29 protein-coding genes and 1 pseudogene are annotated in these 24,833 nt (G+C 41.2%); 12 read left to right on the top strand and 18 right to left on the bottom strand.

Features of this window, described 5'->3' with window-relative positions; genetic code table 11:
- Positions 1–1,491: 1,491 nt before the first annotated feature.
- Both rsoA and BA81_RS16495 read right to left on the bottom strand, forming a co-directional pair.
- Positions 1,492–1,713, bottom strand: coding sequence for a sigma-O factor regulator RsoA (rsoA, locus tag BA81_RS16500; RefSeq protein WP_029707333.1), 222 nt, complete (start codon positions 1,711–1,713; stop codon positions 1,492–1,494).
- Positions 1,661–2,263, bottom strand: a pseudogene (locus BA81_RS16495) (sigma-70 family RNA polymerase sigma factor). Before BA81_RS16495 ends, rsoA begins: the two are co-directional and overlap by 53 nt.
- Before the next feature lie 166 nt (positions 2,264–2,429).
- Here BA81_RS16495 and BA81_RS19455 point away from each other — a divergent pair.
- The 3 genes from BA81_RS19455 to BA81_RS16485 all read left to right on the top strand — a co-directional run bounded on the left by BA81_RS19455 (position 2,430) and on the right by BA81_RS16485 (position 4,343).
- The gene (locus BA81_RS19455; protein ID WP_073204399.1) at positions 2,430–2,594 is read left to right on the top strand and encodes a YvrJ family protein; all 165 of its coding nucleotides are present in this window, start codon (positions 2,430–2,432) and stop codon (positions 2,592–2,594) included.
- Positions 2,595–2,688: 94 nt separating this feature from the next.
- The gene (locus BA81_RS16490) at positions 2,689–3,852 is read left to right on the top strand and encodes an oxalate decarboxylase family bicupin (protein WP_034283761.1); all 1,164 of its coding nucleotides are present in this window, start codon (positions 2,689–2,691) and stop codon (positions 3,850–3,852) included.
- Between the two features lie 68 nt (positions 3,853–3,920).
- The gene (locus BA81_RS16485) at positions 3,921–4,343 is read left to right on the top strand and encodes a regulatory YrvL family protein (RefSeq protein ID WP_034283760.1); all 423 of its coding nucleotides are present in this window, start codon (positions 3,921–3,923) and stop codon (positions 4,341–4,343) included.
- Between the two features lie 4 nt (positions 4,344–4,347).
- Here BA81_RS16485 and BA81_RS16480 read toward each other — a convergent pair whose 3' ends face one another.
- Positions 4,348–4,815 carry a DinB family protein gene (locus BA81_RS16480; RefSeq protein ID WP_034283759.1) on the bottom strand — a complete coding sequence of 156 codons (468 nt, stop codon included), beginning with the start codon at positions 4,813–4,815 and terminating at the stop codon, positions 4,348–4,350.
- A 194-nt stretch (positions 4,816–5,009) separates the two neighbouring features.
- Here BA81_RS16480 and BA81_RS16475 point away from each other — a divergent pair, with 194 nt between their 5' ends.
- A complete protein-coding gene (locus BA81_RS16475; protein ID WP_034283758.1) occupies positions 5,010–6,143 on the top strand; it encodes an FAD-dependent oxidoreductase in 1,134 nt (377 codons plus the stop codon).
- Positions 6,144–6,166: 23 nt separating this feature from the next.
- Here BA81_RS16475 and BA81_RS16470 read toward each other — a convergent pair whose 3' ends face one another.
- From BA81_RS16470 to BA81_RS16460, 3 genes are all read right to left on the bottom strand, one after another.
- Entirely contained in the window at positions 6,167–8,761 is a 2,595-nt protein-coding gene (locus BA81_RS16470) for a YfhO family protein (protein ID WP_034283757.1), read from the bottom strand.
- Between the two features lie 87 nt (positions 8,762–8,848).
- The gene (locus tag BA81_RS16465) at positions 8,849–9,832 is read right to left on the bottom strand and encodes a glycosyltransferase family 2 protein (protein ID WP_024425218.1); all 984 of its coding nucleotides are present in this window, start codon (positions 9,830–9,832) and stop codon (positions 8,849–8,851) included.
- A 300-nt stretch (positions 9,833–10,132) separates the two neighbouring features.
- Positions 10,133–10,405, bottom strand: coding sequence for a YfhJ family protein (locus BA81_RS16460; RefSeq protein ID WP_024425219.1), 273 nt, complete (start codon positions 10,403–10,405; stop codon positions 10,133–10,135).
- Positions 10,406–10,521: 116 nt separating this feature from the next.
- Between BA81_RS16460 and BA81_RS16455 the strand changes: the two genes are divergently transcribed.
- Both BA81_RS16455 and BA81_RS19450 read left to right on the top strand, forming a co-directional pair.
- A complete protein-coding gene (locus BA81_RS16455) occupies positions 10,522–10,671 on the top strand; it encodes a small, acid-soluble spore protein K (protein ID WP_003217849.1) in 150 nt (49 codons plus the stop codon).
- A 25-nt stretch (positions 10,672–10,696) separates the two neighbouring features.
- On the top strand, positions 10,697–10,870 hold the full coding sequence (locus BA81_RS19450; RefSeq protein ID WP_008360604.1) for a YpzG family protein: 174 nt from the start codon (positions 10,697–10,699) through the stop codon (positions 10,868–10,870).
- Between the two features lie 21 nt (positions 10,871–10,891).
- On the opposite strand, the gene BA81_RS16450 is transcribed toward BA81_RS19450, so the two are convergent.
- A complete protein-coding gene (locus BA81_RS16450) occupies positions 10,892–11,206 on the bottom strand; it encodes a YfhH family protein (RefSeq protein ID WP_025093475.1) in 315 nt (104 codons plus the stop codon).
- 3 nt (positions 11,207–11,209) lie between these two features.
- Positions 11,210–12,001, bottom strand: coding sequence for a recombination regulator RecX (gene recX / locus BA81_RS16445; RefSeq protein WP_024425808.1), 792 nt, complete (start codon positions 11,999–12,001; stop codon positions 11,210–11,212).
- 94 nt (positions 12,002–12,095) lie between these two features.
- On the opposite strand from recX, the gene BA81_RS16440 reads away from it, so the two are divergent.
- The 3 genes from BA81_RS16440 (at position 12,096) to BA81_RS16435 (ending at position 13,372) form a co-directional block, all read left to right on the top strand.
- Positions 12,096–12,992 carry a TIGR01777 family oxidoreductase gene (locus BA81_RS16440; protein ID WP_034283755.1) on the top strand — a complete coding sequence of 299 codons (897 nt, stop codon included), beginning with the start codon at positions 12,096–12,098 and terminating at the stop codon, positions 12,990–12,992.
- Between the two features lie 52 nt (positions 12,993–13,044).
- Positions 13,045–13,155 (top strand): YfhE family protein, encoded by a 111-nt coding sequence (locus tag BA81_RS19445; protein ID WP_017358836.1) that lies wholly within the window; start codon positions 13,045–13,047, stop codon positions 13,153–13,155.
- A 61-nt stretch (positions 13,156–13,216) separates the two neighbouring features.
- Positions 13,217–13,372, top strand: a complete 156-nt coding sequence (locus tag BA81_RS16435; RefSeq protein ID WP_024425810.1) for a YfhD family protein — start codon at positions 13,217–13,219, stop codon at positions 13,370–13,372.
- Positions 13,373–13,410: 38 nt separating this feature from the next.
- Here the strand turns inward: BA81_RS16435 and BA81_RS16430 are convergent, their stop codons facing one another.
- Positions 13,411–13,998 (bottom strand): nitroreductase family protein, encoded by a 588-nt coding sequence (locus BA81_RS16430; RefSeq protein ID WP_034283754.1) that lies wholly within the window; start codon positions 13,996–13,998, stop codon positions 13,411–13,413.
- 274 nt (positions 13,999–14,272) lie between these two features.
- Here BA81_RS16430 and BA81_RS16425 point away from each other — a divergent pair, with 274 nt between their 5' ends.
- On the top strand, positions 14,273–15,529 hold the full coding sequence (locus BA81_RS16425) for a transcriptional regulator (RefSeq protein WP_034283753.1): 1,257 nt from the start codon (positions 14,273–14,275) through the stop codon (positions 15,527–15,529).
- A gap of 36 nt (positions 15,530–15,565) precedes the next feature.
- Here the strand turns inward: BA81_RS16425 and BA81_RS16420 are convergent, their stop codons facing one another.
- The 3 genes from BA81_RS16420 to mprF all read right to left on the bottom strand — a co-directional run bounded on the left by BA81_RS16420 (position 15,566) and on the right by mprF (position 19,578).
- Positions 15,566–16,033, bottom strand: a complete 468-nt coding sequence (locus BA81_RS16420) for a thiol-disulfide oxidoreductase DCC family protein (protein WP_034283752.1) — start codon at positions 16,031–16,033, stop codon at positions 15,566–15,568.
- Positions 16,034–16,366: 333 nt separating this feature from the next.
- A complete protein-coding gene (locus BA81_RS16415) occupies positions 16,367–16,915 on the bottom strand; it encodes a thioredoxin family protein (RefSeq protein WP_034283751.1) in 549 nt (182 codons plus the stop codon).
- Positions 16,916–17,007: 92 nt separating this feature from the next.
- The gene (gene mprF / locus BA81_RS16410; protein WP_034283750.1) at positions 17,008–19,578 is read right to left on the bottom strand and encodes a bifunctional lysylphosphatidylglycerol flippase/synthetase MprF; all 2,571 of its coding nucleotides are present in this window, start codon (positions 19,576–19,578) and stop codon (positions 17,008–17,010) included.
- Between the two features lie 168 nt (positions 19,579–19,746).
- Between mprF and BA81_RS16405 the strand changes: the two genes are divergently transcribed.
- Positions 19,747–20,226 (top strand): MarR family transcriptional regulator, encoded by a 480-nt coding sequence (locus BA81_RS16405; protein WP_024425228.1) that lies wholly within the window; start codon positions 19,747–19,749, stop codon positions 20,224–20,226.
- A 22-nt stretch (positions 20,227–20,248) separates the two neighbouring features.
- On the opposite strand, the gene BA81_RS16400 is transcribed toward BA81_RS16405, so the two are convergent.
- The 6 genes from BA81_RS16400 to BA81_RS16375 all read right to left on the bottom strand — a co-directional run bounded on the left by BA81_RS16400 (position 20,249) and on the right by BA81_RS16375 (position 24,096).
- Positions 20,249–20,530, bottom strand: coding sequence for a hypothetical protein (locus BA81_RS16400; RefSeq protein ID WP_034283749.1), 282 nt, complete (start codon positions 20,528–20,530; stop codon positions 20,249–20,251).
- 12 nt (positions 20,531–20,542) lie between these two features.
- Positions 20,543–21,070, bottom strand: coding sequence for a YfiT family bacillithiol transferase (locus tag BA81_RS16395; RefSeq protein ID WP_034283748.1), 528 nt, complete (start codon positions 21,068–21,070; stop codon positions 20,543–20,545).
- A complete protein-coding gene (locus BA81_RS16390) occupies positions 21,067–22,092 on the bottom strand; it encodes a zinc-binding alcohol dehydrogenase family protein (protein ID WP_034283747.1) in 1,026 nt (341 codons plus the stop codon). Before BA81_RS16390 ends, BA81_RS16395 begins: the two co-directional genes overlap by 4 nt.
- 90 nt (positions 22,093–22,182) lie before the next feature.
- Positions 22,183–22,686: a hypothetical protein gene (locus BA81_RS16385; protein ID WP_034283746.1), complete on the bottom strand. Its 504-nt coding sequence runs from the start codon at positions 22,684–22,686 to the stop codon at positions 22,183–22,185.
- A 100-nt stretch (positions 22,687–22,786) separates the two neighbouring features.
- Positions 22,787–23,533, bottom strand: coding sequence for an anti-sigma factor (locus BA81_RS16380; protein ID WP_034283745.1), 747 nt, complete (start codon positions 23,531–23,533; stop codon positions 22,787–22,789).
- On the bottom strand, positions 23,530–24,096 hold the full coding sequence (locus BA81_RS16375) for an RNA polymerase sigma factor (RefSeq protein WP_034283744.1): 567 nt from the start codon (positions 24,094–24,096) through the stop codon (positions 23,530–23,532). The genes BA81_RS16380 and BA81_RS16375 overlap by 4 nt, the downstream gene beginning before the upstream one ends.
- Positions 24,097–24,453: 357 nt before the next feature.
- Here BA81_RS16375 and BA81_RS16370 point away from each other — a divergent pair, with 357 nt between their 5' ends.
- The gene (locus BA81_RS16370; protein ID WP_034283743.1) at positions 24,454–24,780 is read left to right on the top strand and encodes a YnfA family protein; all 327 of its coding nucleotides are present in this window, start codon (positions 24,454–24,456) and stop codon (positions 24,778–24,780) included.
- Positions 24,781–24,833 lie beyond the last annotated feature (53 nt).

Raw genomic sequence — 24,833 nt, 5'->3', positions numbered from 1 at the left:
TTTCAATCCACGCACTCATGTAGAGTGCGACCAGATCGCTCAATTAGGGGAAAATGGCTGGCGAATTTCAATCCACGCACTCATGTAGAGTGCGACTGCGATTTCTGCCCTAATTATAACATTTTTTAGGGAATGATAGCCAAAACCCTTAATTTTCTATATGGAATTTTGTTTTCACCTCTAAATAATATACATTTTTTCTCAGTTTTGTCGAATAAAAAGGTGCGAATGCCTCAGGAATTTTATGTTCACCTCACATTCGCACCGAATCTCTCTTAATCCTATTTAATTAAAAACTATTATTGATGATAATCATACTTATTTCGCTGTTTCATCAACAGCTTTGAATTCATTAATAAAATGGGTGAGACAGAGTTATGTTTTTCACACCTATTTCAAGCGCAATGTCAATAAATCTTTCAAGCTACCTACTGACAAGAATTTTATTCCTCACATTCATATAGAGTGCGACAAATATAAGACCTGTAATTAATACGGCTACTGTATTTCAATCCACGCACTCATATAGAGTGCGACGAGGATACGCCTATGCAGGTACAGGAAACATAATGATTTCAATCCACGCACTCATGTAGAGTGCGACGAGGATACGCCTATGCAGGTACAGGAAACATAATGATTTCAATCCACGCACTCATGTAGAGTGCGACTGCGATTTCTGCCCTAATTGTAACATTTTTTAGGAAATGATAGGTAAAATCCTCAACTTTCAATAAAGAATTTTGTTTTCTCCTTCATGAAATATACATTTTTTCTCATTTTTGTCGAATAAAAAGGTGCGAATGCCTCAGGAATTTTATGTTCACCTCACATTCGCACCGAATCTCTCTTAATCCTATTTAATTAAAAACTATTACTGATGATAATCATACTTATTTCGCTGCTTCATCAACATCTTTGAATTCATTAATAAAATGGCTGAGACAGAGTTATGTTTTTCACACCTATTTCAAGCGCAATGTCAATAAATCTTTCAAGCTACCTACTGACAAGAATTTTATTCCTCACATTCATATAGAGTGCGACAAATATAAGACCTGTAATTAATACGGCTACTGTATTTCAATCCACGCACTCATATAGAGTGCGACGAGGATACGCCTATGCAGGATCGGGCAATATTATATTTCAATCCACGCACTCATGTAGAGTGCGACGAGGATACGCCTATGCAGGTACAGGAAACATAATGATTTCAATCCACGCACTCATGTAGAGTGCGACTAAAGCAAAACAGACTAGAAGTGTTGCTTTCAAATTTCAATCCACGCACTCATGTAGAGTGCGACTGCGATTTCTGCCCTAATTGTAACATTTTTTAGGAAATGATAGGTAAAATCCTCAACTTTCAATAAAGAATTTTGTTTTCTCCTTCATGAAATATACATTTTTACCCAGTTTTGTCGAATAAAAAGGTGCGAATGTTCCAGGGATTTTATGTTCACCTGACATTCGCACCATCAGTTCCTCTTACAACTTCGTCATATATTCCACAATAAACTCCCAAAATCCAGGTCCTTCTTGGTAAATCAGCCGGTCTATTTTTTCGATGAGTTTGATATAGAGTTCTTGTTCGAGGTCTTCTCTTTCTTGATATGCCGTGTTTTGTAGTTTCTTTTTGATCATGGGTGTGAAGGTTTCAATGAGTTCTTCCATTTCTCCATTGGTCATTTTGTCTTCGTGCACGGACATCTCCCCCTGTTTCTTCTTTTAGTTTGTTGAGCGCTTTTTTGTGTATGTTTGAGATGTTTTGTCTTGTTTCGCCTAACTGATCGGCTATTTCCTTCATTGTCTGTCCTTCGACATAAATTTGTGTTAAGACCATTTTTTGTTTGTCTGTCAGCTGATGGTAGGCCTTGTACAATGTTTGATCTTGCAGGTGCTCTCCTAGGTCTTGCTGGTTGAAGAGCACGGCTTCATACGTATCTGTTTGAACAGGGTCTTTCACTTCTTGCGTATCAGGATGATCGAGTATGAGCGGAAAACGCTGCTGCTTCTTTTTCACTCGTTTGTCAAAGTCGACTGAAAAGATGCGGATCATTGTGGAGATATACTTGATGATGCGGATTTTCTAATAGAACTGTTTGAACTCGGAATCTAGTTTTTTGGCATTTTCCTCGTTTGGCTCTTCCATGACTTGCCGGAGCAGCTGCTCGTTTTTCGGGTTGCTTAAAAACTGCTGAATGAGCGGGTGATCAATGATCTCTTTCCATTTTGCTTTCAATAACAGCCGATAATCCATGTGCATCCTCCCCTTTGTTCCCTCTACTAGCATTAAGTGGACAAAAGTTAAAAAAAGTAAACTTCGTGAAACGGGTCTAATGGTTCATTTTATCCCCCTCTACTTTCCTTTTTCTCCTTTCATACCACTTATATAGAAGACGAGCATCCACTGGGAGGTGAGACAAATGGAGACCTTTTTTTCAGAGGAATGGCTGAAGCAGCTCGGTCAGGCTGGCTTCCCTGCCATTTTGACGGTGTACTTGCTGACACGCTTTGAACGAAAATTTGATGAATTAAGCAAGCTCATCCAACGATTAGTCGCTGCTCAAAAAAATGATGAATCAGATTGACATCTGCTTGATTCGTTTCACCTTATGAAAACGAGGGCGAAATGAAAGGCCTTTTGTCACCTCACACAATACGATGTTGAAAGGGGATTTTATCATGAGTGAAAAGCAAAATGGTGTACCACAGCCGATTCGAGGAGAAAAAGGAGCAACGGTCAAAATTCCACGTAATCTCGAGCGGGACAGACAAAATCCAGATATGCTCACGCCGCCAGAAACCGATCATGGAACGGTCTCCAATCTGAAATATTCTTTTTCTGATACACACAACCGTTTAGAAAAAGGCGGCTACGCCCGCGAGGTAACAGTCCGCGAACTGCCGATCTCTAAAAGTCTTGCATCTGTCAATATGCGGCTAAAGCCTGGTGCGATTCGCGAGCTGCACTGGCATAAGGAAGCGGAATGGGCGTACATGATTTATGGGGAAGCCCGGATCACATCGGTTGATGCAGAGGGGCGCAATTTTACAGAGGATGTGACTGAGGGTGATTTGTGGTACTTCCCTTCTGGCCTGCCGCACTCTATCCAAGCACTTGAACCGGGAGCTGAATTCTTGCTTGTATTTGATGATGGGTCATTCTCAGAAAATAGTACGTTCCAAGTAACTGATTGGCTTGCCCACACGCCAGAGGAAGTCGTGCTTAAGAACTTCGGTATGACAAAAGAGCAGTTTGACAAGCTGCCAGAGAAAGAAAAGTATATTTTCCAAAAAGGAATTCCTGGTTCCCTTGAATGTGACAAGGTGAAAACAGAGCAAGGGGAAGTCCCGAATTCATTTAAATATGAGCTGTTAAAACAGGAGCCGATTACGTCAAGCGGCGGACAAGTGTGGATTGCGGACTCTACCAATTTCAAAGCGTCTAAAACGATTGCATCCGCTCTTGTGAAAGTTGATCCAGGTGCTATCCGAGAGCTGCACTGGCATCCAAATACGGATGAATGGCAATATTTTATTTCTGGAAAAGCACGAATGACGGTCTTTGCTTCTGATGGACATGCGAGAACCTTCAACTATCAGGCGGGAGACGTTGGCTATGTGCCATTTGCGATGGGGCATTATGTAGAAAATACAGGAGACGAACCGCTTTATTTCTTAGAAATCTTTAAGAGCGATCATTATGCAGACATTTCACTCAATCAGTGGCTTGCGGTCACACCGAAACAGCTTGTTTTGGATCATTTAGATCAAGGCGAAGATTTCTTAAAACTGCTTGATACTGAAAAACACCCTGTGATCGCTGCGCCTAAAAAAGAGGATTAACGTATGACTTCCTGCAAAAAGGCTGTCCTTTTTGCAGGTATCTTCATGTAAAGGAGTGTTGTTTACCCATGCAGCAATCTGTTCACGCTTTATGGCAAGGGCTGAAATGGCTCATGGCGGCGTCGGCTGTCTGTTACATATTTTTGTTGTTTTGTGTGCTGTTCTTTCATTTGACGGGTGCTTTTTATCATTCGATTTTATCGCTGCTTCTGTTTATGGGCATCTATGTTGTACTTGGTATCTCTTTTGAACATCTGGAACACGTGCTCATGCGGTTTGTTCGTAAGTGCCGGTCCAAAAAACGATCCATCGTTTTCTATGCCGTTTTACTTCACCTTTTGTTTATTTGGGGTGCTGTCTATGTATCAGACGAATTGGTTGACGGCATTTTGCTGACTACTTCTGAAGAAATTCTATTTGCGCTTAGTCTTTGGCTATTTCATTTTTTGTTTGATTATGCGACGTTTTCGTTTGATAAGGAAGCTTCGTGAGGCGCTATCGTCTTTTTGTGGAGAGCGCTTGTTTGACCTGCTCCATATGATGGAGATCATGCTTAATCAAACCTTGAAAATAACTTGATAACGTCAGCTCGGTTTGACCGATCAGAAAGGGTGTAGTCCAGCGAGATGCTTCGATTTTCTTCATTTCTTGAAGCAATTTTGTTCTAACAGCAATAAATCGCCCAATCGTCTCGCTTCTCTCTTCCTTTCTTGCTCTTTCGGCTGACTGCTGATTCATTTCATGCACATCAGGTGCCTGAGGTAACGCTTTATTGTTCCAAAATTCCTTTAGGCGATCGTGTAAAATAAATTCATCCCATGGAACGAAATGTGCGATGATCTCAGCAATACTCCACTTTCCATCAGCAATAGTGCGGCGCCATTCTTCGTCTGTTACATCCGCTAGTGACAGTACCCATTCAAGGGTGTGTTCGTAGTGTTTTATCACGGTGTCTTTGTTCATATTTTGTTATCCCCTTCATGTTTTCAAAAGAAATTGGTTAGTTTCATTCTTGCGAAATCATTTATAACATATTATCATATACTTTAATTACCAAATGAAAAGGGGGAATTGTCATACGCTGTCCTACATGAAAAAGCCTATTTTTTGTACTAAAATAAACCGACCGGTCTGTTTATATGGAAGGAGGAAAAATGATGAAATCTCAAAATGTGATCATTATTGGCAGTGGTGTAGCAGGATTGGCTACTTCTTTATTTTTAAAAAAGGCTGGAATGGAAAGTACGATTTATGAAAGCAGGTCAGATGAAGAATTAGAAACAGGCGCAGGTTTTTTACTGTCTCCAAATGGGGTAAAGATTTTGGATGAAATCGGGTGTAAAAATGAAGTGATAGCAAATGCAGCAGTGATAAAGAGGATCCAGCAAATAAACAGTGAAAATGAAGTGGAAGCAATCTTTAACAATCATAGCGAAAAATATCATCATGCCCCTTTGATCAACGTCATGAGAGCACAAATCATAACCATCCTTTTAAAGGAAGTTGAGCGACAAGGAATCGAAGTGAAATACAACAAAAAGTTAACCTCGATCAAACAGCAGCCTCATTCCGTTCAGGTTCTTTTTGAAGATGAAACTGTGATAACAGGTGATATTGTAATAGGAGCAGATGGGACTTTTTCGAAAACAAGAGAAGCGGTTGCATTTAATGCTAAATTAGACTATAGCGGTTTTTGGGGACTTCAAGGGGTATCCTATGTGAAGGATTTTGTCTTAGAGGAGGCAACGAGTTATTTTTACAATGATGAACACTTTCAATTCATTTTTGGAAAAGCGCATCCGACAAATCAATTGAATATTTTATGGCAGGCTTTCTCGCAACGTCCTGAAAAATTACCTGCAAAACATTTTGAGAAAGCCAGCAAAGAAACCATTCGACAGTTATTATATCAACAAATGGAAGGCTGGAATATTCCGAAGCACCTTTTTGACATGATCGATCATACAGAGATGTTTTTCCCAAGAAGTATTTATGAAATCAAGGACCTCTCTGTGTGGTCAAAAGGACGTGTTGTTCTTGTAGGTGATGCTGTACATACGGCTAATCCTTTTGTTGGTCAAGGAGCATCATATAGTCTAGAAGATGCGATGGTCATAGCAAAGATGCTGAGGGATCATGATTATCGAGATGCGTTCTATTATTATGAACAGGATCGAAGAACGAGGACAGAAGAGTTAAATGCGTTATTTCAGCATATGAATATTCAACACGATATTGATCGAAAGATGAACGAATACCATATTAAATGGGAAGAAGAAACATATGTATGAGATGAAAGATAAAAAAACACCACTTATGATGAAAAGTGGTGTTTCTTGTGTTTTCTTCGTGCATATAAGATCGCACCAATCAAACTGACGAGTGAAATCAACGCGAGAATTCTGATATAAGGCGGATAGTAGGTTAACACAATCTCGTTTTTGCCTTTTTCTATTGGAAAACCGATAAAGGCGTAATTGGCTTGTTCAATATCGGTCTGCTTTCCGTTCACCGTGAGCTCCCAGCCTTTTTCATATGGTACTGGCAGAACCATATAATCATTGCCACGTTTGTTATCATATGAAATCGTAAAGCGGTTGTTTTCGAGCTTTACCTGCTGGCTGCCATGATCCTGTTTTTCTTTTTCATATGCCTTTTCTAGGATGCGGTAAGGCTCTTGATACAGCCTCAGTTGATTGAGTTCATACGTCCCTTTTGGTACTCGAATGGAAAGGATTTTTTCCGCAGGGACTCGAATCGTCACTTCATTGACACCTGTTTTGTAGATGGATGTATTGCTTTTTCGTGAGGTGACGTAGTGATCAACAGATAACTGAAATCCTTCGTTACGGTCTGTCCGCTTCACATAAAAGCTCACATACACATCCCCAGCGCGGGCCATATCATCTGGCAGCGTGATATTCAGGCCGCCTGTTTCTCCGTATACATCAAGCACGCCATGTTCGTATATGGCTTGTATCGTATGAATATTTGTATCCTTGACTCGATCTGGCGCGTGCTCAATTTCAGCGTTTCCTTTTTTGTCTAAAACCACACCTTGCAGCATCGCATGCTCCCTATCAAGTGCTGAGGCATCCTTTAAGGATTCTTCTGAATAAACGGTGCTTGTTGTTCTTGCAAATGGCAGCGGCCGTGTATTTTCATACACTTTATAATGCTCGCTTTCCAATATAGGCTTAAAATAAGCTGGCGGTGAGTAAGGCATCGCGCTCGTTCTCATATAATACTTTCCATAGGTCAGGCTGTATAAATTCGCCCTGTCCCCCATTGTTGCATAACGGCTGACACTTTCCCGTCCCATATCGATTTGCAGGTCATTCCAGTAGAAATTGAGTAAATGCTGATTCAATATACTTGAATACGCACTCATGCCTTGAAAGCCTTCAAATAACGGGGTGTTGTTGCGCACGCCGTTCATCCAGTCAATCCGGGCAAGCGGATCTTTTGAAGAGCGGCTTTGAATCTGCTGAATGAGCTTCATTTGCTCATGTCCAGCATAAGCCTCACTATTCAGATACGTATCTGATACGCTCTTAATATTGCTTCTTTCAGATAAGTAGCCCTGCTGATACACGCCTGCTGTCAGTAAGCTGACAACGATGAGCACAGCTGAAAAGAGACGAAGGTGCTGGCGTTTTTCCGCATGAGTCACAAGGAAAAACAAGCTGATCACAAGCAGTCCTATGCCTGTAAATACAACAACATCCATATTTCCCTTTGCTCGTTCTGATAAGATGACTGCGAGAAGAAACACGATCCAAGCGCCTAATACCGCACGCTTTTTCCACTTCCACTCGATTTGCGAGAAATGCTTGATGGTGATGGCTGCGACCGCTCCAACTGTAAAGGCAAGAATGTACTCAAATCTGTACTGCGGTGCTGAGAAACCATTAAACACGCTCGCCATCTTTGGACTGTAGTGAAAAACAATGAGCAGAACGCTGATCGATATAAACATGAAAAACCACCTGTTCCGATAAAGCGGAACGAGGAACATACAAATGAGAAAAATCACAGGTAATAAATACACCCTGCTTGTAAACAGCAGATGATCATGCAGATCAAACCAAGGTATGGATTGATCATATGGCGGCCTTATATTATTAAGAAAGCCATAGACAGACGGGACAAAAAAGGCGGCACTGATTCCAAAGGATAACAGCGTAGAGACCGCCAGCGTCCAGAACACCTTCCACCCGTTCTCCTCACTTCGAAGCTTGATGATATATCTGAAGACAAGATAGATCGCTAAAAAGATAAAATGAATATAAGCAAAGTAAAAATTGTTGATAAGCATCAGGCTGCACGCCGCAATAAACCAAGCCGGCTTACCTGTTTTGAAAATCCGTTCAACCCCAAGTACAAGCAGCGGGAGCCACATCATACTGTCGGTGAAAAACTCCCAAAATGTTTGATGCCGAAAATACACAATAGACAATCCGTAAATTGCGGCTCCTGTTAATGCGCTCAGCCTATGCTGAACCATTGAAAGAAGCACACGGTAAGCGATGAAAAGAATAAGCGTCAGCTTGATCACACTCAGCCAAATGACGGCATTTGCCCAGAAATGAATGTCCGTTGACTGGATGAAATGAAGCGCATTCATCAGCCAGACGACAGCGACTGTGACCATAAAGACAGTCGACGTTGTGAAATAATAACCTAATTGCGTATATGTACCGCCGCCTAGACCGAATTGATAGGAATAAAAGAAGTTCCCTTTGACGTATTCATCGTAAAGCAGCTTTTTAAATGGGAGCATTTGTGAGATTCCGTCTCCATCTCCTGTCATATACCGGCCTTGCGTATATTCATATAAGAAAAAGGAGTGTCCTAATAAAGCGAGAATGAGGCACATTCCTATCATTATCCATCTACGTTTCATCATCTAAATCCTTTCCACAAAAGATCCACTTTTCTTTGAAACAAAACAACCCAGCAAGCGATTCGTGCTTGCCGGTTATTTGACTCCACGTTATTTAAATAACTGTGTTAACACTCGGTCTTGTTCCTTTGAGCTTGTCTCTTGTTCCATCACATTTGATTCCTGGATTAAATAATGCGGCCTCTTTTTCGTTTCATAATAGATACGGCCAATATATTCTCCAATCACACCTAGACTCAAAAGCTGGACACCTCCGAGGAACAGCACAGCCGATATTAAAGTAAAATAACCCGGCACCATAATGCCCGTTCTGACGATTTGAATAAAGGTGGCCACGATGTAAATCAATGAGAGAAATAAGATCAGTATGCCAGTATAAAAACAAATTCGCAGCGGGCGGTTGTTAAAGGAAATGACGCCATCTATGCCATAGTTAAATAATTTCTTCAGTGACCATTTTGTATCACCATGCTGTCTTTCTACATTTTCATAATAGATGACCTTTTCTTCAAACCCAATCCAGCAAAAAAGCCCTTTCGAAAAACGATTCCCCTCTTTCAGCTGAAGCAATGCATCGATGGCTTGGCGTGAAATTAAACGGAAATCCCCGACGCCATCACGCAAGTCCACTTCTACTACCTTGTTCATCACCTTATAGTACATGGATGACAGGTAAGAGCGCAGCTTGCTGTCACCTTTACGATTCCGTTTGGCAATGACTTGATGATAGCCTTCTTCATATCCCCTGACAAAGTCCTGAATTAAATACGTCGGGTGCTGCAGATCGGCGTCCATAATAATCGCAGCTGCTCCTTTTGCATGTTCAAGACCTGCCAAAATAGCGGCTTCCTTTCCAAAGTTACGCGAAAAGGAAATATATTTAACCTTTGCACTTTTTCGAGAGAGCTCTCTCATGTATTGAAGCGTGTTGTCTTTGCTTCCATCATTCACAAAGATGATTTCAAAGTCATAATGAAAATCGCGAAACTCTTCCTCGAGTGCCTCAAAGATTCGTCTGATGTTTTCACCTTCATTGTAAGAAGGAATTATAACAGAGAGCAGTTCCCGTTCCATATCGCACCTTCTCTTCACTTTTTTCACATAGTCTGATATGTTCATTATTCCTTTTTTGTCAGAAAACGAAACCCTTTTTTATTATCCATAAATTACATGTCTCTTTAATCGTTTCATTATATCAGAGTTTTATTTCCATTGATTTTCAGCAGGATGAATTTAATGTAATTTTAAGTTTAATCATTGTAAAAAGCCTGTAATTTTGATCACAGACTGGGTATTGTTTCATAAAATTGTTTGTTCATTTATATATTTTCCTATTTATTGAAAAAGATGAATGGAAGTGAAAGGGCAGCCTTTTTAGTGAAGCAGCCCTCGATTGTTTTGTTGCAGATGCTCGTTTGCCTTTGATTGTTTATTTTGAAATAAATGCAGCTGCGCTCCGTAGCTCTCGATCCACTCTTGGACAATTCGTTCTGTTGTTTCCTGTCCTTTATACTTACGGCCAGCCTTTGCATAGGTCGTTTCAAAATCACTCCAAAGCAGCTCTACCCATGTACGTGCTTCGTCATATGTCAGCATATTGTTTTTTTCCATAAGTTGTTCTGTTAGTCGCTCAAAGTATTGTTCCATGCCTGTTCCTCCTTCATCTAGCAGAAAGTGCCTTTTTAAAAAAACTTCTTTTTTCATATACTACCCTTACGTCTTCAAAAGACGCAAATGATTTGTATTGTTTGGAGGGAATCGGTATGCGTAATAAAGCAAAAGGCTTTCCAAATCAGGTAAATCACAAGTTTGAAGGCGAACCAGGCGCTACAGATGCTTATGCGTCTAAACGGCCGAATGGTGAAACAAATACACGTCCACAGGAACGTATGAGGGCATCAGGGAAACGCTAATTTTTCCAAAGGGAGTGCTTGAGATATGAGTTCAAATGGGAAATCGTATATGGCAGACTTTGTTCAATTAAGGACAACCGCTTACCCTCAACCATGGGCAAATGCAAAGCATTCTGCCTCTCAGGTCAATGGAGAAACGCAGCAAACGCAGCACGACATCGTACTTCAGAACAACGTCCGTAAACAGCGTTCGAAGTAAAGAAAAGGACTGATCCTAAGATCAGTCCTTTTGCGTCAGCATTGAAATCGGCAGAGCATCTTCTTTATTTGGAGCCGATACTCTGTATCCCCACGCAAAAACGCCATTTAGATATTCTACATAAAACTCTTCGTCTGTGTCTTTGATTTGATAAGTCGTTTTCGTTTGAATCAAGGCTGGATCTAATAAATAGGCTTTCGCCATATCGATTTTCCGTTCTAAAACTGCGTATTCATTCACAATGCCAAGCTGCTCAGCCTTTCGTGCTTTTTCAGAAAGGGCGGCAATCTCCTGCTTCAATTCATATTCTGTCATCTCACTATAGCGTTTTTCCATCTGTCATTCCCCTTTGTCTAAAACGTGATCAATTGTATCGAGATCAAAGCCTTTTCTGAATAAAAATTGCTTCACTTTCATCTTCTTTTCAAATGATCCGTCATATCCTACCTTGCGTTTTGCCTTCTCCAGCATATAAAGGAGGGCTTCTTCTTCCTTTTCCTCTTCTTGTCCATCATAGGCTTCTTGAAGGGCTTTATCAATGATCTCAAACGAAAATCCCTTTCGCTGCAGCTGCAGCTTGATGCGCTGCTCGATCTCTTTTGCAGAACGATTTTTTTCTTTTTTGACAAGCTTGAGAACCTGCTTTACGGCTTCCTCCAGCTGTAAATCATCAGGGTATTGAGACAGCGCCTGTTCAATCGTGTCATCGTCTATCCCCTTGAGCTTCAATTCTTTTTTTAGGACGGACGGTCCTTTGCTGTTCGTTTTCCGGTGGGTGCTGACATAGGCTTCTGCAAATTCAAGATCATTTACATACTTATAATGCTTTAATTTGTGTATAATTTCACTAATAGCAGGTGCAGGGATTTCTTTTTTCGTTAAATAATCGGTGACTTCTTTCACTGATCTCATGCGGTAGGATAAATAATCAACGGCCTGCTGAAATCCTTTTTTCACTGAATCACCGAATTGAATCTCAATGATATCTGCTTCGTCAAGCTCTTTTCCTTTTTTCAAATCGTGCTGGACGAGCACATCTAAATCAACGCTAAAGGCGTACTTTTCATCAAGAAAGATGTTGACCCGCTCGGTATTGTTTTTCTGAGCAGAAATTTTTGTAATATAAGGCATCCTGTGATCACTCCTTTTCCAAAACAGTCAGGATGTTTCTTCTGATTCAAAATCGTGAAAGATATAGGTATGTATATGAGAGGAGAGATGTCAATTGAATATCGCCATTACCGGAGGAACCGGTTTTATCGGCCAGCATGTCACAAAAGTGCTCGCTGCTGAGGGACATCATCTATATATTTTAACAAGAAATCCAAAGGAATCCGAACAAAATCATTTACATTATGTGCAGTGGCTGACCGAAGGTGCTGCGCCTGAGCATGAATTGCCTGCCATCGATGTATGGATTAACCTTGCTGGAAAATCCATTTTTACACGCTGGACAGACAAGGCAAAAGAAGACATCCTCTCCAGCCGTCTCAAATCAACACAAGAGGTAAAACGCATTATAGAAGCGCAGGAAACAAAACCATCTGTACTGATTCAAGCAAGTGCTGTCGGGATTTATGGCACTTCTCAAACAGGAGATTTTACGGAGGAATCACCTCCTGCGGATTCTGATTTCTTAAGTCATACATCATGGCTTTGGGAGGCTGAGGGACAAAAGATTGAAGCCCTCGGCATTCGTACGGTCTACACACGCTTTGGCGTCGTGTTGGGCGAAAAAGGCACACTGCCGCTGATGACACTTCCTTACAAGCTGTTTGCCGGCGGGACAATTGGCTCTGGCTCGCAATGGGTTTCATGGGTTCATGTTGAGGATGTGGCACATCTCATTGCTTATGCGATTCATCATGACGACCTGTCAGGTCCGCTCAATGCGACATCACCGAATCCTGTTCAAATGAAACAGCTTGGACAAACCATTGCTACTGCCCTACGCCGCCCCCATTGGCTGAAGGTGCCATCTTTTGTGATCAAAACGGCACTTGGTGAAATGTCATTACTTGTTTTAGAAGGCCAGCGTGCTCTGCCAAAAAAAGCACTGCTCTCTTCTTATGACTTTTTGCACCCTGAACTAAAAGAAGCGATTTTGCATTCTGGGGAATAAATGTTGTCAAAAACACCCATCCTATTAAAAATGAGATGAGGGGGCGATTTTGATGAAGAAAAAAGAACACCAGCCAACTTCGAAGCTGAAGAAAACCCAGGAAGTCCTGTATCAGCAGGAATTCAAAAAAGCGGAAAGAGCAGCAGAAAAAAGAAACAAATAAGGCGGATATTCCCCTCCAACAAGCACATAACTAAAGTGATCTTGTAAAGGAGGGAAAGGCTTTGAAAAAAGAACAACACAAAAAATCCAACCACGAGCTCGCGGCACAAGAGACGGATGGCGAATATGTTGAATTTTCCAAAGAACTTGCAGATCCGAATGACGTAAAAGCAATGGCACGTATGAAAGCAGCCGATCAGCGCGCCAAAAAACAATAAGTAAAAAAGCAGACCTTATTCAGCGGTCTGCTTTTCTTTTATTTGATTTCAGTAAGAAGACTTGATGCTTTCTGGCGTGATTTTTCCTCAGGCACCTCTTCTGGATAACCTATATGAAGGATCGCAGCAAACCGTTCATTTTCCTTTAATCCCATGTCTTGTTGAAAGCCTTTGTCGTATAAAATACGTCCGCTCTTCCATACCATACCGATCCCTTGATCCCACGCAAGCAGCTGAAGATTTTGAATGAGCGCGCTGACAGCGGCAAAATCATCATTTCTCACAACAGGGTTCTCGTCTTCTTTTAGCACGACAAGTAAAAGCGCCGGAACCTTAGAAAAGTAATCTCTGTATTGATTGATTTTTTCTTCTTTTGCATCTGGGTTGTTGCGCTGAAAGAAAGCAATGAAGCGCTCTACAAAAGCCGCTTTGGCTTCATCCGCCACCGCATATAAAAAGCGCCACGGCTCCGTGATTTTATGATTAGGTGCATAGACTGCATCCTCTAATAGCGGCTGAAGCTGCTCAATCGTCACCGGTGTGTCTTTGAATTTTCGAATCGATCGTCTATATCTGACAGCGTCTCGAACCGTTAACGCTTCTGTTTGTTGTTTCATTTCTGGCATAAATGTCATCCTTTCAATCAACTTAATTGAAATTGATTCTCATTCACATTATAAACGTCATCGTGTGCAGTTGCAAATCAAGTATCTCTTCTCCCCGTCTGCTAAATAGTTGTTTGACTTTTTCAAGTAATGTTACAATCATATTACGTTTTAAACAAATTTTGAGAAAAAAGCCAAGATGATGAAATGATTTTCAAGTATTCCCATTTTGTCTGATCTTGTTTTTTTGTCAAAAGGCTTTCAACCATGATTGGAAGGGAGGCTTCTGGATGGAATGAAAATCAATATTGGACAAATCATTAAACTCTACCGTTATAAACAAAATATGACCCAATCTGAATTGGCAGAAGGAATTTGTTCTGTCTCTCATTTAAGTAAAATTGAAAATGGCTCAAAGGAGGCCAATCAAGATACGATCAATCTGCTGCTTGAACGGCTTGGCATCAGCCAAGAAAAGCTGTCACAAAAGGCGCGTCATCTGCTGTCACTTTTGGATGAGTTTCAAATGAATATGTATTTCTATGCTCTCGATCAGGCTGAACAAAATGCAGAAATGATCATTCAGCACGAGGAGCAGTTCTTTTCGCTCGATTTAGGCATTCAGTATCATTTGTCCTTATTTCAATTTTATTTACTAACGGATAAACAGCCGCTTGCCTTAAAAACACACCGCGTGCTCAAAAAATTCGAAAAAACCTTTATTGAAACGGAAAAAGAAATTTTTGAATATCTTGACGGCATTCATCAAATTAAAATTGGTCAGCTTGAAGATGGACTGAAAAAGCTTGAAAGCTGCTTTTCCTACGCTTCAGTTGAACAAAGTGATTTGTATTATCACTATGCAAAAGCACTTGGAAACTTGGGACAGCTGGGTGATGCGCTTGAAGCGACACATCAAGCGATGGATTTATATAGACAAAAGAACAATTTCAAGCGGATTATTCACTGTACACTTATTCACGGCGTGATCTCACTTGAACTAAAAGCCTATCAAACTGCGAAGAAATATATAAAGGAAGTGATTTTGCACACGTCCCTTCACCCTGATGCCTTTATTAAAATGTCCGCTTATTTTTATTACGGGGTGCTCTTAAAACGTGAAGGTGATTTCTCTTCAGCTGTGCCTTATTTACTAGATTCACTCAATTACTTTAATCAAGAACAGATAGAAGATCGTTACTGTGAAACGCTATATGAAATTGCGACACTATATGCTGAATATGACCGCAAAAAAGCACTTCCCTACATACACGAGCTGTTAAAACAGCCTCGTATTCAGCCAAACTGTTTATATATGATCAAAATCTATAAATTGATGATTGAGGAAAACCCTCTTGATTTGAAAACCTATTTGGTCGAAGCAGCCCTTCCTTACTTTGAACACAATGAGCTGCACAGTGAATATTTGTTTGCTCTTAGAACCTTACTTACCTATGCAGGTGCTGAGCTTGATGAGCAGACGTATCAGTCCTATACAAAAAAGCTTCTTGATCATTTAGCGGGATATCTTCCCTATTACAAAAAAGCATGACCTTCTGCCGATCGAAGGTCATGCTTTTTCTATTTATTAAATGGTCTCTTGTTGATCTGTGTCATGATGGTTCACCGGTTTGACAGAATGAATATACCGTCTTTTTGCAAAGAAATCGTACGCATGCTGTCCAAAGCCAAGCCAAATACTGAGCAAGATGAATGGGACCGTTCCCCATAAAGCAGGGATATGGCAGGCCATACGCAGCCAAGTATAAATCCCTGAATTCTTTTGATTTTTGGCTAGGGAAATAGACACGATTCGTTTTTCCGCCTTCTCTTCACTGATTTTATTCAGCCTGAGCAGCTGCGAGTGTCTAAAGGATTCAAAGTGAATCCGATTTTTCCAATCGAGTGATCTTAATAAATCAATCATTTTTGCACATGCAGGACTTTGTCCGTCATAAAACACAAGCAGCCTCAGTGATTTAATGGAACGCTGTTCTCTTTTTTTCGATTCAGCGAGCTTCTTTTTTTCTTGATCGAGATAAATGATTTTTTTCATAAATTGATCGCCTGTCCTTTTCCGTCATTTTTTTAGTTCGTTCAAAGGAGATTACAACTAGATTACTATAGTTGCTGGGCCTCTTGTATTGGGAAAAAGCCAACCGTTGTGCGTTATATGAGCCTTTGGATAAGGGCAAAATCATTGATTTCATGGCATATATGAGGTTTTTCAACTAAAAGTGGTTGGGAAAATCGTGGTGCTTTGCGGTTTTCTGCGGTATTTGATAGAATTCTGCGGTTTTCTACATCTTTATGCGGTGGTTTTGTAGGTAAAACGCAAAAACAAGATAAAAAAAGACTACTTCCCATTGCGGCGAAGTAGTCTTTTGGTTTATATTTTTGCCAAAACTTCTACTATTTCTTTCTCAATATCTTTCCATAAGTAACGGTCGGTCGTATAGTGATGTGCGGCTTCTTTCGCAAATACTTGAAAAGCTTCTTCAAAATCAGGTGCATCTTTGTCCGGTTTTTTCTCATCGACAAAGCGCTGTGCTTCTGCTGAGCGAGGTCCCCATTTGCCCACTTCATTCCCGTCCTGATCAATGATGACGATAATCGGAATCGATCTTGCGGTCCCGTTCGTTAAATACTGATCCATCAGGTCTAGATTCTCATCCCGAATGAAATAGCGCACATCAATGAGTGCTTCATTTGCAATACGCATGAAAATCGGAACATTGACCATCGCATCTCCGCACCAATCCGCTGTGATGACAAGCGCTCGGAGCTTTTTCTTTTGCAGCTTTTGAAGCAGCTCTTTTTCTTTTTGATGAATTGCATACTGGTTGTACACCGTGAGCAGATTTTCCCGGTTTTTCTCCATGTTGTGTACATATGTACGTTCAGCTAATCCCTTTGTAAACCATTCATTTAATGTCATATGAACATCCCCCTTACCCTTCAACTTTACCACTTTTGCTATTCTTTTGTCTAAAAAAACCTTCACCTAGTGAAAGGTAAAGGTCTTTTGGTTTATGGACGCCGCTTTCGATTTGGGTCCATCCCGATCAGCTTGGTGACTAGCACCATTGTGACAGGCAGTGACGTATTCTTTTTATATGCTAAATATTTCCCGCGCCATTCAGGCTTATATTTCTGTTTAAATGACCGTAAACCGCTGAAGCTGTACATGTATCTGACATTGTTGAAAATAACACTCGCCAAACGCTCCGTGAGAAAGGACTGATGGAACGTCCCCACATTCGATAAAGGTGCCATTCCCATGTTAAACGATTTGTAGCCTCTTTCTTTCGCCCATTGAAACAGGTGGATAAACAGCGCATCCATCATCCCGTTCGGTGCATCATGCATATGACGCATTAAATCGATGGAAATCTCCCCTTCTTGATACATCGGCATCAATGATACAAAGGAAATGATCTGCCCTTGCTCATCCTTTAGAATCGCAATCGGTGCTTTTTGAAGATAGTCTTCTTGAAAATAACCGAGCGAAAATCCTTTTTCTTTTTTCTTTCCGAGCCAGCTGTCAGAGATCTGTTTTAAGGTGGAGATCAACTCATTTGAAAAGGGAGGTTCCAGCATTTCAAAGGTGTAGCCTTCTCGTTCAAATTTATTCGCCACAGCTCGTAAATTTGATTTTTTCTTACCTGACAGAGTAAACGTTTCTAAATCGACCATGGCTTCTTCCCCAAGCTTAAAGAAGTGAAAGCCTAAGTCATGATAAAGAGCCATCCCTTCTCGTTCTACTTGATAAAAAGCGACGCGGTAGCCGGCTTTTTCTGTCTCCTGTAAAAACTCTTCAAGTACAAGCGGATAAGACGCCTCACGTCCAGATGGATCTCCGAGCACAATGACGCAGCGGCCAATTCGCCCAAACTGAAGCATTGCTTCTCCATCACTTGAGAAAAATAGTTTTTTGTCGCCTAAAAAGCCAAGATGACTGAGGGCATTTCCGCCCTTTTCTTCTAAAAACGTTTTTAATTTTTCATCATCTGCTTTTTCTCCAATCGGAAAGGCTTTCTTATTAAAAATCAATTTACTAATGAAGAAGAAAAGCGGTACACCGATGAGAGCGATCATGCTTGTCATCGTGATATGCCGTTCATTATGCACCAAGTAATCCTTACTCAAGAAATGCCCGATTTTTGTCCAAATAAAGTTGCCAATCACATTATAGTTAAAGAGCACGAATAAATAACCAGCGGCAGCCGTCACAAACTGATTTAAGGAGTAAGGTGCCTGCTGCTTCACAAATTGATTTCGAAGAGAGAAAAACACAGCCATGATGACTGGCAAAATAAAGATCAGACTGAGGTTAAACCCCTTTAACAAAGTAAACACAAAACCGCCTGCTAAGGAGATCATTGTCAGCACGTACGATCTTTTCGTTCTTTTATACACTTCAATGGACAAAATCATCAGAATGATTCCGAACATTAAAGAAAGACCATTAAATCCTGATAACAGAAAGCGCGGAATGCTGGTAATCACACCTAATCGATCAACTGGAAGCACAACAGATGCCATGATAAGCAAGCCGCTTCCAAAGGTTAAAATCGATAAAGATCCGTACAATAAACGGATTAATAAAGCACGGTGCAAAACAATTAAAACGTTCGTTGTTTCAATGGCAGGTGCCATTTTCGGATTGCCTTCAAGACGTCTAAGCGTCGTTCCCGTTAAATCGTAAGCAGCTAGACAAAGCCCTAAAATAAACGGGAAAATCGAGTACACGAAACGGTACAAGACGAGCGCCGTCAGCACCATCTCTTTATCAAAACCAATGTATTGCATGCTCAGTAAAAAGATAAGGTCAAACGAACCAAAGCCGCCCGGAACCATACTGATTAAACCGCCGATTGACGCAATCGCAAATACACCTAATACAATTCGGACATCGACATTCATCCCCATAGAGACAACAGCCATGTACATGACAAGTCCAGCTGCCAGCCATTCTAAAAACGATGCCCCGATATAAGCGTAAATTGGATGCTTCAGTCCATTTTCACCGCTCTCAATCGAGCTTTTTCGAATGGATGCCATGACGATATATATCGGTACAATACAGGCAAAGATAATGACAAATGCCCATAGCCACGGCTCCTGGCTGATAATACTTTCAACTGGAAGCACCCTGACCAAGATCAAATCACTGAAAATAGATAAGCCCAAAAGGACAGAGGAAGTCAAAAGGGCAATGCCTTTCAGCAATTTTTTCGTATCTGTTATGTACTCCTTATAGAGAAGCGTTCTAAGCCCTGCTCCTGATAGACCGCCAAATCCAAGAACACTGTTAAAGGAGTTCGCAATCCATGAAATGCGTATCGTTTTCCAGCCGCTGATCGGCATATTCAGGCTTTTTCGTAAAATAAAATCATATAAGGACATCGATAAAACCGCGACAAGTCCAAGAAAGACAAGAATAAACAAGTCCATTCGGTTCAAGCTGTCAATAATATAAAACGTCTTTTTAATGGAAAGTCCGCTCAGCTCCTGCTTTGCAACGAAGATTAAGACAAGGATAATGACGATCGGAAAAAGCATTTTTAAGATGGTCATACCCGTTTTTTTGTTCCACATGTTTTTCCCAACTTTCTAGGTTGCTTCATTATTTCAACTGAACATTATTATACAACAAATACCACTTGATTCATGCAGTTTAACATTTAAAAGCTTGACGAACCTTTCAATTAGAAGTAAAAATCAGTAATATAAAGAAAAAGAGCCGCTTAAAGGAAGTGAACAAGCGTGGAATATAATATTCATGACACCACCGTATTAAAAGAAGAGATTCTATCTCCAGAAGAAAAAAAGACATGGGTTCTTTATATGAAAGTGCTCACAGCTGCAGGTCTTGGAGATGTTTCTGAATGGATGAAGCTTGATATGAGTATGCCTCAAATGAAGGTGCTCATGCTGCTCAATAACCATGGCTCTCTCAAAGTATCCGAAATCGCTGAAAAAATGGGCGCTTCTTTGTCCAATATGACAGGCCTGCTTGACCGGTTAGAACAATCTAACTTTGTCGTGCGAAAGCACTCTGAGCGTGACCGGAGAATCATTGTCGTAGAGCTGACAGAGGAAGCGAAAAATATTTTCAGAAGTATTTATCAAAAAGGACACGAAAAAATCAAAAATTCCCTGCAGCGGCTCAATGACGAGGAAAAAGAAAAAGTCAATGAAGGCCTTGCTATCTTAGAAAAAGCACTGCGTCCTGAACGCGGCTAAATATGAAAAGGAAAAAAGACGGTCACTTGAGGTCCGTCTTTTTTATTTCTTCTACTTGTTTATCTGAGAGGACGAAATTTTTTTGAAGAACTTCCCTGTCATCCCATAAAAGATAGGCTAAGCCAATGATGAGAAAAAAGATGCTAATCCACGTACCGCCAGGAAGCAGCTGTTCAAGTTCCTCAATCGTTCTTTCTGAGCCTAAGCTGTTACTATAACGTATCTCAAAAAGAACATATTTCGCTATATAAAACAATCCCGCCATACAGATAAACATGGCGCCGACAATTCTTCTACCAGACATGCGTTTACTCCTTTAATTCCACTGATTTCTTTTGATTAATTCCGTGATATGGGCAAGGTGATGCTTTGAATGCCAGACATACATTCCTGCTGCATTATATAAGGACACCGTTTGTTGATCGGCAGGGTGATAATAAGAAGCGTTGAAGTCATCCTCTGACATTCCCCGCAGTAAAGACACCCACCTGCGATGCAGACTGCTGATCAAAGGCAGGGATAAACTAATGGGCGCCTTGCTGTCAGGAAGTGAGGCAAATCCCTCCTGATCATATGGACGTATGTCCGGTGTATCTTCTGTCAAAGCAAGTTTGAATCGTAAGTATGCATTCAGATGGCTGTCTGCTACGTGGTGAATGAGCTGACGAACAGTCCATCCTCCCGGCCGATAAGGTGTATCAAGCTGAGCATCTGTAAGCGGTGCGGTCACCGCTTCATACTCTTCGGGGATTGCAGCCAGCTGATCAATCCATGCTTCAAGCTGTGCTTTCGTTTTTGTTTCAACCGGTTCATATAAGCCAATCGGATATTGTAATGACGTCATACGTTCTCCCCTTTCTCAAATCCTTCAAGTACAAATTTGCCAATCATCTTTCCTTGCTCAAGCGTTTGATGTGCCTGCTTCAAGTTAGCAGCATTGATCGGACTGAGAACCTTTGTTAAAGTATGCGTTATTTTTCCCTGCTCAAATAACTCACCCGCCTCTGTCAAAAGCTCATGCTGTTTGATCATGTCCGCTGTTTCAAACATAGGGCGTGTGAACATGAATTCCCATACAAATGCCGCACTTTTATTTTTGAGTAATTGAATGTCTAGCTTGTGCTGGTTTTCGACAATGGTACAGATCGTTCCTTGCGGTTTGATGGCTTCTGCCATGCCTTTGAAATGTCCATCTGTATCATTTAAGCATAAAATAAAATCCACTTCGCCGATTCCTTTTTCCTCTAGCTGCGCTAAAAGGGGCTGATGATGATCAATGATATGATCGGCACCTAATGACAGACACCACTCTTTTGTTTCTGGTCTTGATGCGGTAGCGATCACAGTTGCCTTCGCTAATTTAGCTAGTTGAATGGCGATAGAACCAACACCGCCTGCACCACCAATGATCAGCAAGGTTGAGCCTTCAGCATTCCGCTTCATATGCATCCGGTCAAATAAAGCCTCATAAGCCGTAATTGTTGTAAGAGGCATTGCGGCTGCTTCTGCAAAGGATAAATTGGCAGGCTTTTTCGCCACAATACGTTCATCCACAAGCTGGTATTCACTATTCGAGCCTTGACGCGTAATATCTCCCGCATAGTATACGTGATCACCTGGCTGAAACAATGTACACGATTCACCCACTTCAACAACCGTACCGCTTGCATCATAGCCTAGTATTTTCAGTTTTTCTTCCTTCTGATCCTTCGGTGATCTCACCTTTGTATCAACTGGATTCACGGACACAGCTTCTACCTTCACCAGTACATCTCTGCCAGACGCTTTAGGCTTTTCGACCTCCTGATCCATCAGGCTTTGCTCATGCTCAATCGGCAAATACTCCAATAGTCCAACTGCTTTCACTCGTTCGCACTCCCCTTCTCCATTCTTTCTTTCCACATTTTATCATAATTTTCTGATGTTTATGGCTGGATCAAACGAATGACGGCACATTTATGACCTTTTCAGGGCGTTTCGCTCCCTCGCCATGTATGAAGGACGTGCCTTTTGCAAAGAAGGAACATAAGTGAACCAGCTGCTCGTTTTAAAAAATAGCTGAACGTAATAAAACTGGACGTGCTGGAGAAAAACAACGGTCAATAGAAAAAGAGTGAATGAGAGTGTAGATAGATCCGCCCTTCCTTGTATCCATTCATTGATCAAAAGAATCACAAAACCGAGGATGATGAGCTGTTCAACTCTTTGCACGAGCTGGCTAAGGAGCTGCCCTCGTTTTAATAAATCACCAGATTGGTGCTTTCTAATTTTTCTCGATTTGTAGAACCAAATGATACTTTCTGCTAAGTTATGAGTTATAAATAGTGCAATAAGCGCTATCGATAAAGGAGATGGGTGATAAAAAATTGGGACTGCAAATGGGATCACAAGAAAATAAATGGCAATCAATGCGTGTCTGACTGATAAAAGAAATAGGTCTTTTTCTATAGATGTTTTCATGTGTTTCACCTCCGTATGTACTACGTTTCAATTGCCAAAATGTTCCCCTTCGCTATCAAAAAAGAATGCCCCAAGAAGGCATCCTTTTCATGAATCAAGCTTAAAAAGCAGCGCTTAGTACGACAGGGCCTTGCGGGAGCTTGTTATCCTTTTTCGGTTCAAGTGTAACAGCCACGGTATCCCATGATTCGCCTGCTTCTTTTTCAGATAACGCATAGGTGACGGTTCCTTCCCCCTTGTTATCTGTTTTAAAGGCACCGGCTGGCACCGGCTGATCTCCTTTAATGAGCCACACTTGATAAACAGCAGATGAATCAAGCTGACCCTTTAATCCGTCTGCACTCACCACAAGTTCTTTTTTACCGTTATGCTCTATTACTGAAAAAGCACCTGTCGTTTTTGGTGATGCGGCCGATGCCAATGATTTTGTGGCAACAACCCTGACAGGTTCTTCCGCCTGTTCTTTTCCATTCGATAAGAAATACACATTTCCAGCTGCTGATATGAGAAGCAGTGCCGCAACGAGCGGTAAGAGCCACTGGTTTCGTTTCTTTTGCAGCGGTTTGATTTCGTTTGGCTCAGGTGCAGCCTTGAGCTCTTTTTTATGGCTGTTCTTTTCTTCGACTGTCTCTTCTTCAAACACCTGGGATAAAATACGGTCTTTCATCCCTGCCGGAGGTGTTTGGTCACCTGCTAGAAATGGAATGTCAGACATGAGCGATGTTAATTCTTCAAGCTCTTCTTTGCAAGCTGAGCAGTGCTTGATGTGCTCTTCAAATTGCGTTTTTTCTTCTCCTTGTAAATGCCCGTTGAAATAATCAATCACTTGATGTTTACACTGAGTCATGCCTCTTCCTCCTTTCCTCCGCGAGACAGTTTCGATCGCAAATGCTTCAATGACAATCGAACCCTTCCTTTTACCGTACCAATAGGGATGCCCAGCTTGTCCGCGATGCTCTTTTGTGTCATCCCTTTAAAATAGACATCTTCTATGATGGTTTGCTGTTCTTTTGACAATGTAGATACTGCTTCACGTATGATTTGTTTTTCCTCGTTCCATTCTACTTCTTTTGATATATCTTCTTGATGATCAGCTAAATATTCAATCTGCTCATCTTCCAAAGCCGTTTCATTCCGGTTCTTTCTTATGAGATCAATGGCCGTGTTGCGTGACATCATAAATAACCACGAGGAGAATTTCCCTTTATCCGTATGATATTCTCCTATGCCGCGCCAGAGCTTGATGAAGACCTCTTGAAGCACTTCCTCCGCGAGCTCACGGTTGCCAGTCATTTTATAAATAAACGAATATAACACACGTTCATAGCGATCGTACAGCACTTCAAGCGAGGGCTTGTGACGATCATATTTGATCTTTTGATACAGCTCAAAATCTTGCAATGTGTCCATGGTCATCTCCTTCCTTTTTCATGAGAAAGAGCATGCGTATTCATCATGAAATCCTTCACGTATTGCTTATCACTCGATTTACTGAAATAAGCCTACCTTGTACTTTACTCTTTTTTCAAGGAGAAAAAAAGAGCGCTGAAAAAGGGAAGTGTGCTCCTCATGAGAATGTACTTACTTTACGACATAACAGACCATTTGGATCACTCGTGGTACAAAAGTCAAGAATCCATGTGTGACCACTCTCTGATCAGCTGATTTTAGCAAACTCTCGTCTCCCTCTCAATTCAATTGAGGTAGAACGCATTCTTTCCTCATGTCATAATAGGGTGTAAATTGGAGAAATTGGAGTGTCCGTATATGATGGTGACGATTGTTCTTTTTTTATTAGCAGGTTTAGCAGAAATTGGCGGCGGCTATTTGGTATGGCTTTGGCTGCGTGAAGCAAAGCCTGTCAGCTTCGGAATCGCCGGCAGCCTCATCTTGGTTGCATATGGCATCATTCCAACCTTCCAGCAGTTCCCGACTTTCGGACGGGTTTATGCTGCCTATGGCGGTGTTTTTGTCATTCTTGCTGTATTCTGGGGCTGGTGGGTCGATCGAAAAACACCTGATCTATATGACTGGATGGGTGCTTTGATTTGTTTGGCTGGAGTCAGTGTGATGTTATTTGCGCCTCGCAGTTAATGGACCCATATAAAAAGTGCTGCCACATGCGATGCGGGCAGCACTTTTGCTAT

Source organism: Bacillus safensis FO-36b (assembly GCF_000691165.1).
Taxonomy (GTDB): Bacteria; Bacillota; Bacilli; order Bacillales; family Bacillaceae; genus Bacillus; species Bacillus safensis.
Note: the sequence above shows the minus strand (reverse complement) of the source record. Positions and strands in the feature narration are given on the sequence as shown.

Coding starts and splice junctions, on each gene's coding strand:
- rsoA (WP_029707333.1), bottom strand. CDS start 1,713: ATGTCCGTGCACGAAGACAAAATGACCAATGGAGAAATGGAAGAACTC.
- BA81_RS19455 (WP_073204399.1), top strand. CDS start 2,430: ATGGAGACCTTTTTTTCAGAGGAATGGCTGAAGCAGCTCGGTCAGGCT.
- BA81_RS16490 (WP_034283761.1), top strand. CDS start 2,689: ATGAGTGAAAAGCAAAATGGTGTACCACAGCCGATTCGAGGAGAAAAA.
- BA81_RS16485 (WP_034283760.1), top strand. CDS start 3,921: ATGCAGCAATCTGTTCACGCTTTATGGCAAGGGCTGAAATGGCTCATG.
- BA81_RS16480 (WP_034283759.1), bottom strand. CDS start 4,815: ATGAACAAAGACACCGTGATAAAACACTACGAACACACCCTTGAATGG.
- BA81_RS16475 (WP_034283758.1), top strand. CDS start 5,010: ATGAAATCTCAAAATGTGATCATTATTGGCAGTGGTGTAGCAGGATTG.
- BA81_RS16470 (WP_034283757.1), bottom strand. CDS start 8,761: ATGATGAAACGTAGATGGATAATGATAGGAATGTGCCTCATTCTCGCT.
- BA81_RS16465 (WP_024425218.1), bottom strand. CDS start 9,832: ATGGAACGGGAACTGCTCTCTGTTATAATTCCTTCTTACAATGAAGGT.
- BA81_RS16460 (WP_024425219.1), bottom strand. CDS start 10,405: ATGGAACAATACTTTGAGCGACTAACAGAACAACTTATGGAAAAAAAC.
- BA81_RS16455 (WP_003217849.1), top strand. CDS start 10,522: ATGCGTAATAAAGCAAAAGGCTTTCCAAATCAGGTAAATCACAAGTTT.
- BA81_RS19450 (WP_008360604.1), top strand. CDS start 10,697: ATGAGTTCAAATGGGAAATCGTATATGGCAGACTTTGTTCAATTAAGG.
- BA81_RS16450 (WP_025093475.1), bottom strand. CDS start 11,206: ATGGAAAAACGCTATAGTGAGATGACAGAATATGAATTGAAGCAGGAG.
- recX (WP_024425808.1), bottom strand. CDS start 12,001: ATGCCTTATATTACAAAAATTTCTGCTCAGAAAAACAATACCGAGCGG.
- BA81_RS19445 (WP_017358836.1), top strand. CDS start 13,045: ATGAAGAAAAAAGAACACCAGCCAACTTCGAAGCTGAAGAAAACCCAG.
- BA81_RS16430 (WP_034283754.1), bottom strand. CDS start 13,998: ATGCCAGAAATGAAACAACAAACAGAAGCGTTAACGGTTCGAGACGCT.
- BA81_RS16425 (WP_034283753.1), top strand. CDS start 14,273: ATGAAAATCAATATTGGACAAATCATTAAACTCTACCGTTATAAACAA.
- BA81_RS16420 (WP_034283752.1), bottom strand. CDS start 16,033: ATGAAAAAAATCATTTATCTCGATCAAGAAAAAAAGAAGCTCGCTGAA.
- BA81_RS16415 (WP_034283751.1), bottom strand. CDS start 16,915: ATGACATTAAATGAATGGTTTACAAAGGGATTAGCTGAACGTACATAT.
- mprF (WP_034283750.1), bottom strand. CDS start 19,578: ATGTGGAACAAAAAAACGGGTATGACCATCTTAAAAATGCTTTTTCCG.
- BA81_RS16400 (WP_034283749.1), bottom strand. CDS start 20,530: ATGTCTGGTAGAAGAATTGTCGGCGCCATGTTTATCTGTATGGCGGGA.
- BA81_RS16395 (WP_034283748.1), bottom strand. CDS start 21,070: ATGACGTCATTACAATATCCGATTGGCTTATATGAACCGGTTGAAACA.
- BA81_RS16385 (WP_034283746.1), bottom strand. CDS start 22,686: ATGAAAACATCTATAGAAAAAGACCTATTTCTTTTATCAGTCAGACAC.
- BA81_RS16380 (WP_034283745.1), bottom strand. CDS start 23,533: ATGACTCAGTGTAAACATCAAGTGATTGATTATTTCAACGGGCATTTA.
- BA81_RS16375 (WP_034283744.1), bottom strand. CDS start 24,096: ATGGACACATTGCAAGATTTTGAGCTGTATCAAAAGATCAAATATGAT.
- BA81_RS16370 (WP_034283743.1), top strand. CDS start 24,454: ATGATGGTGACGATTGTTCTTTTTTTATTAGCAGGTTTAGCAGAAATT.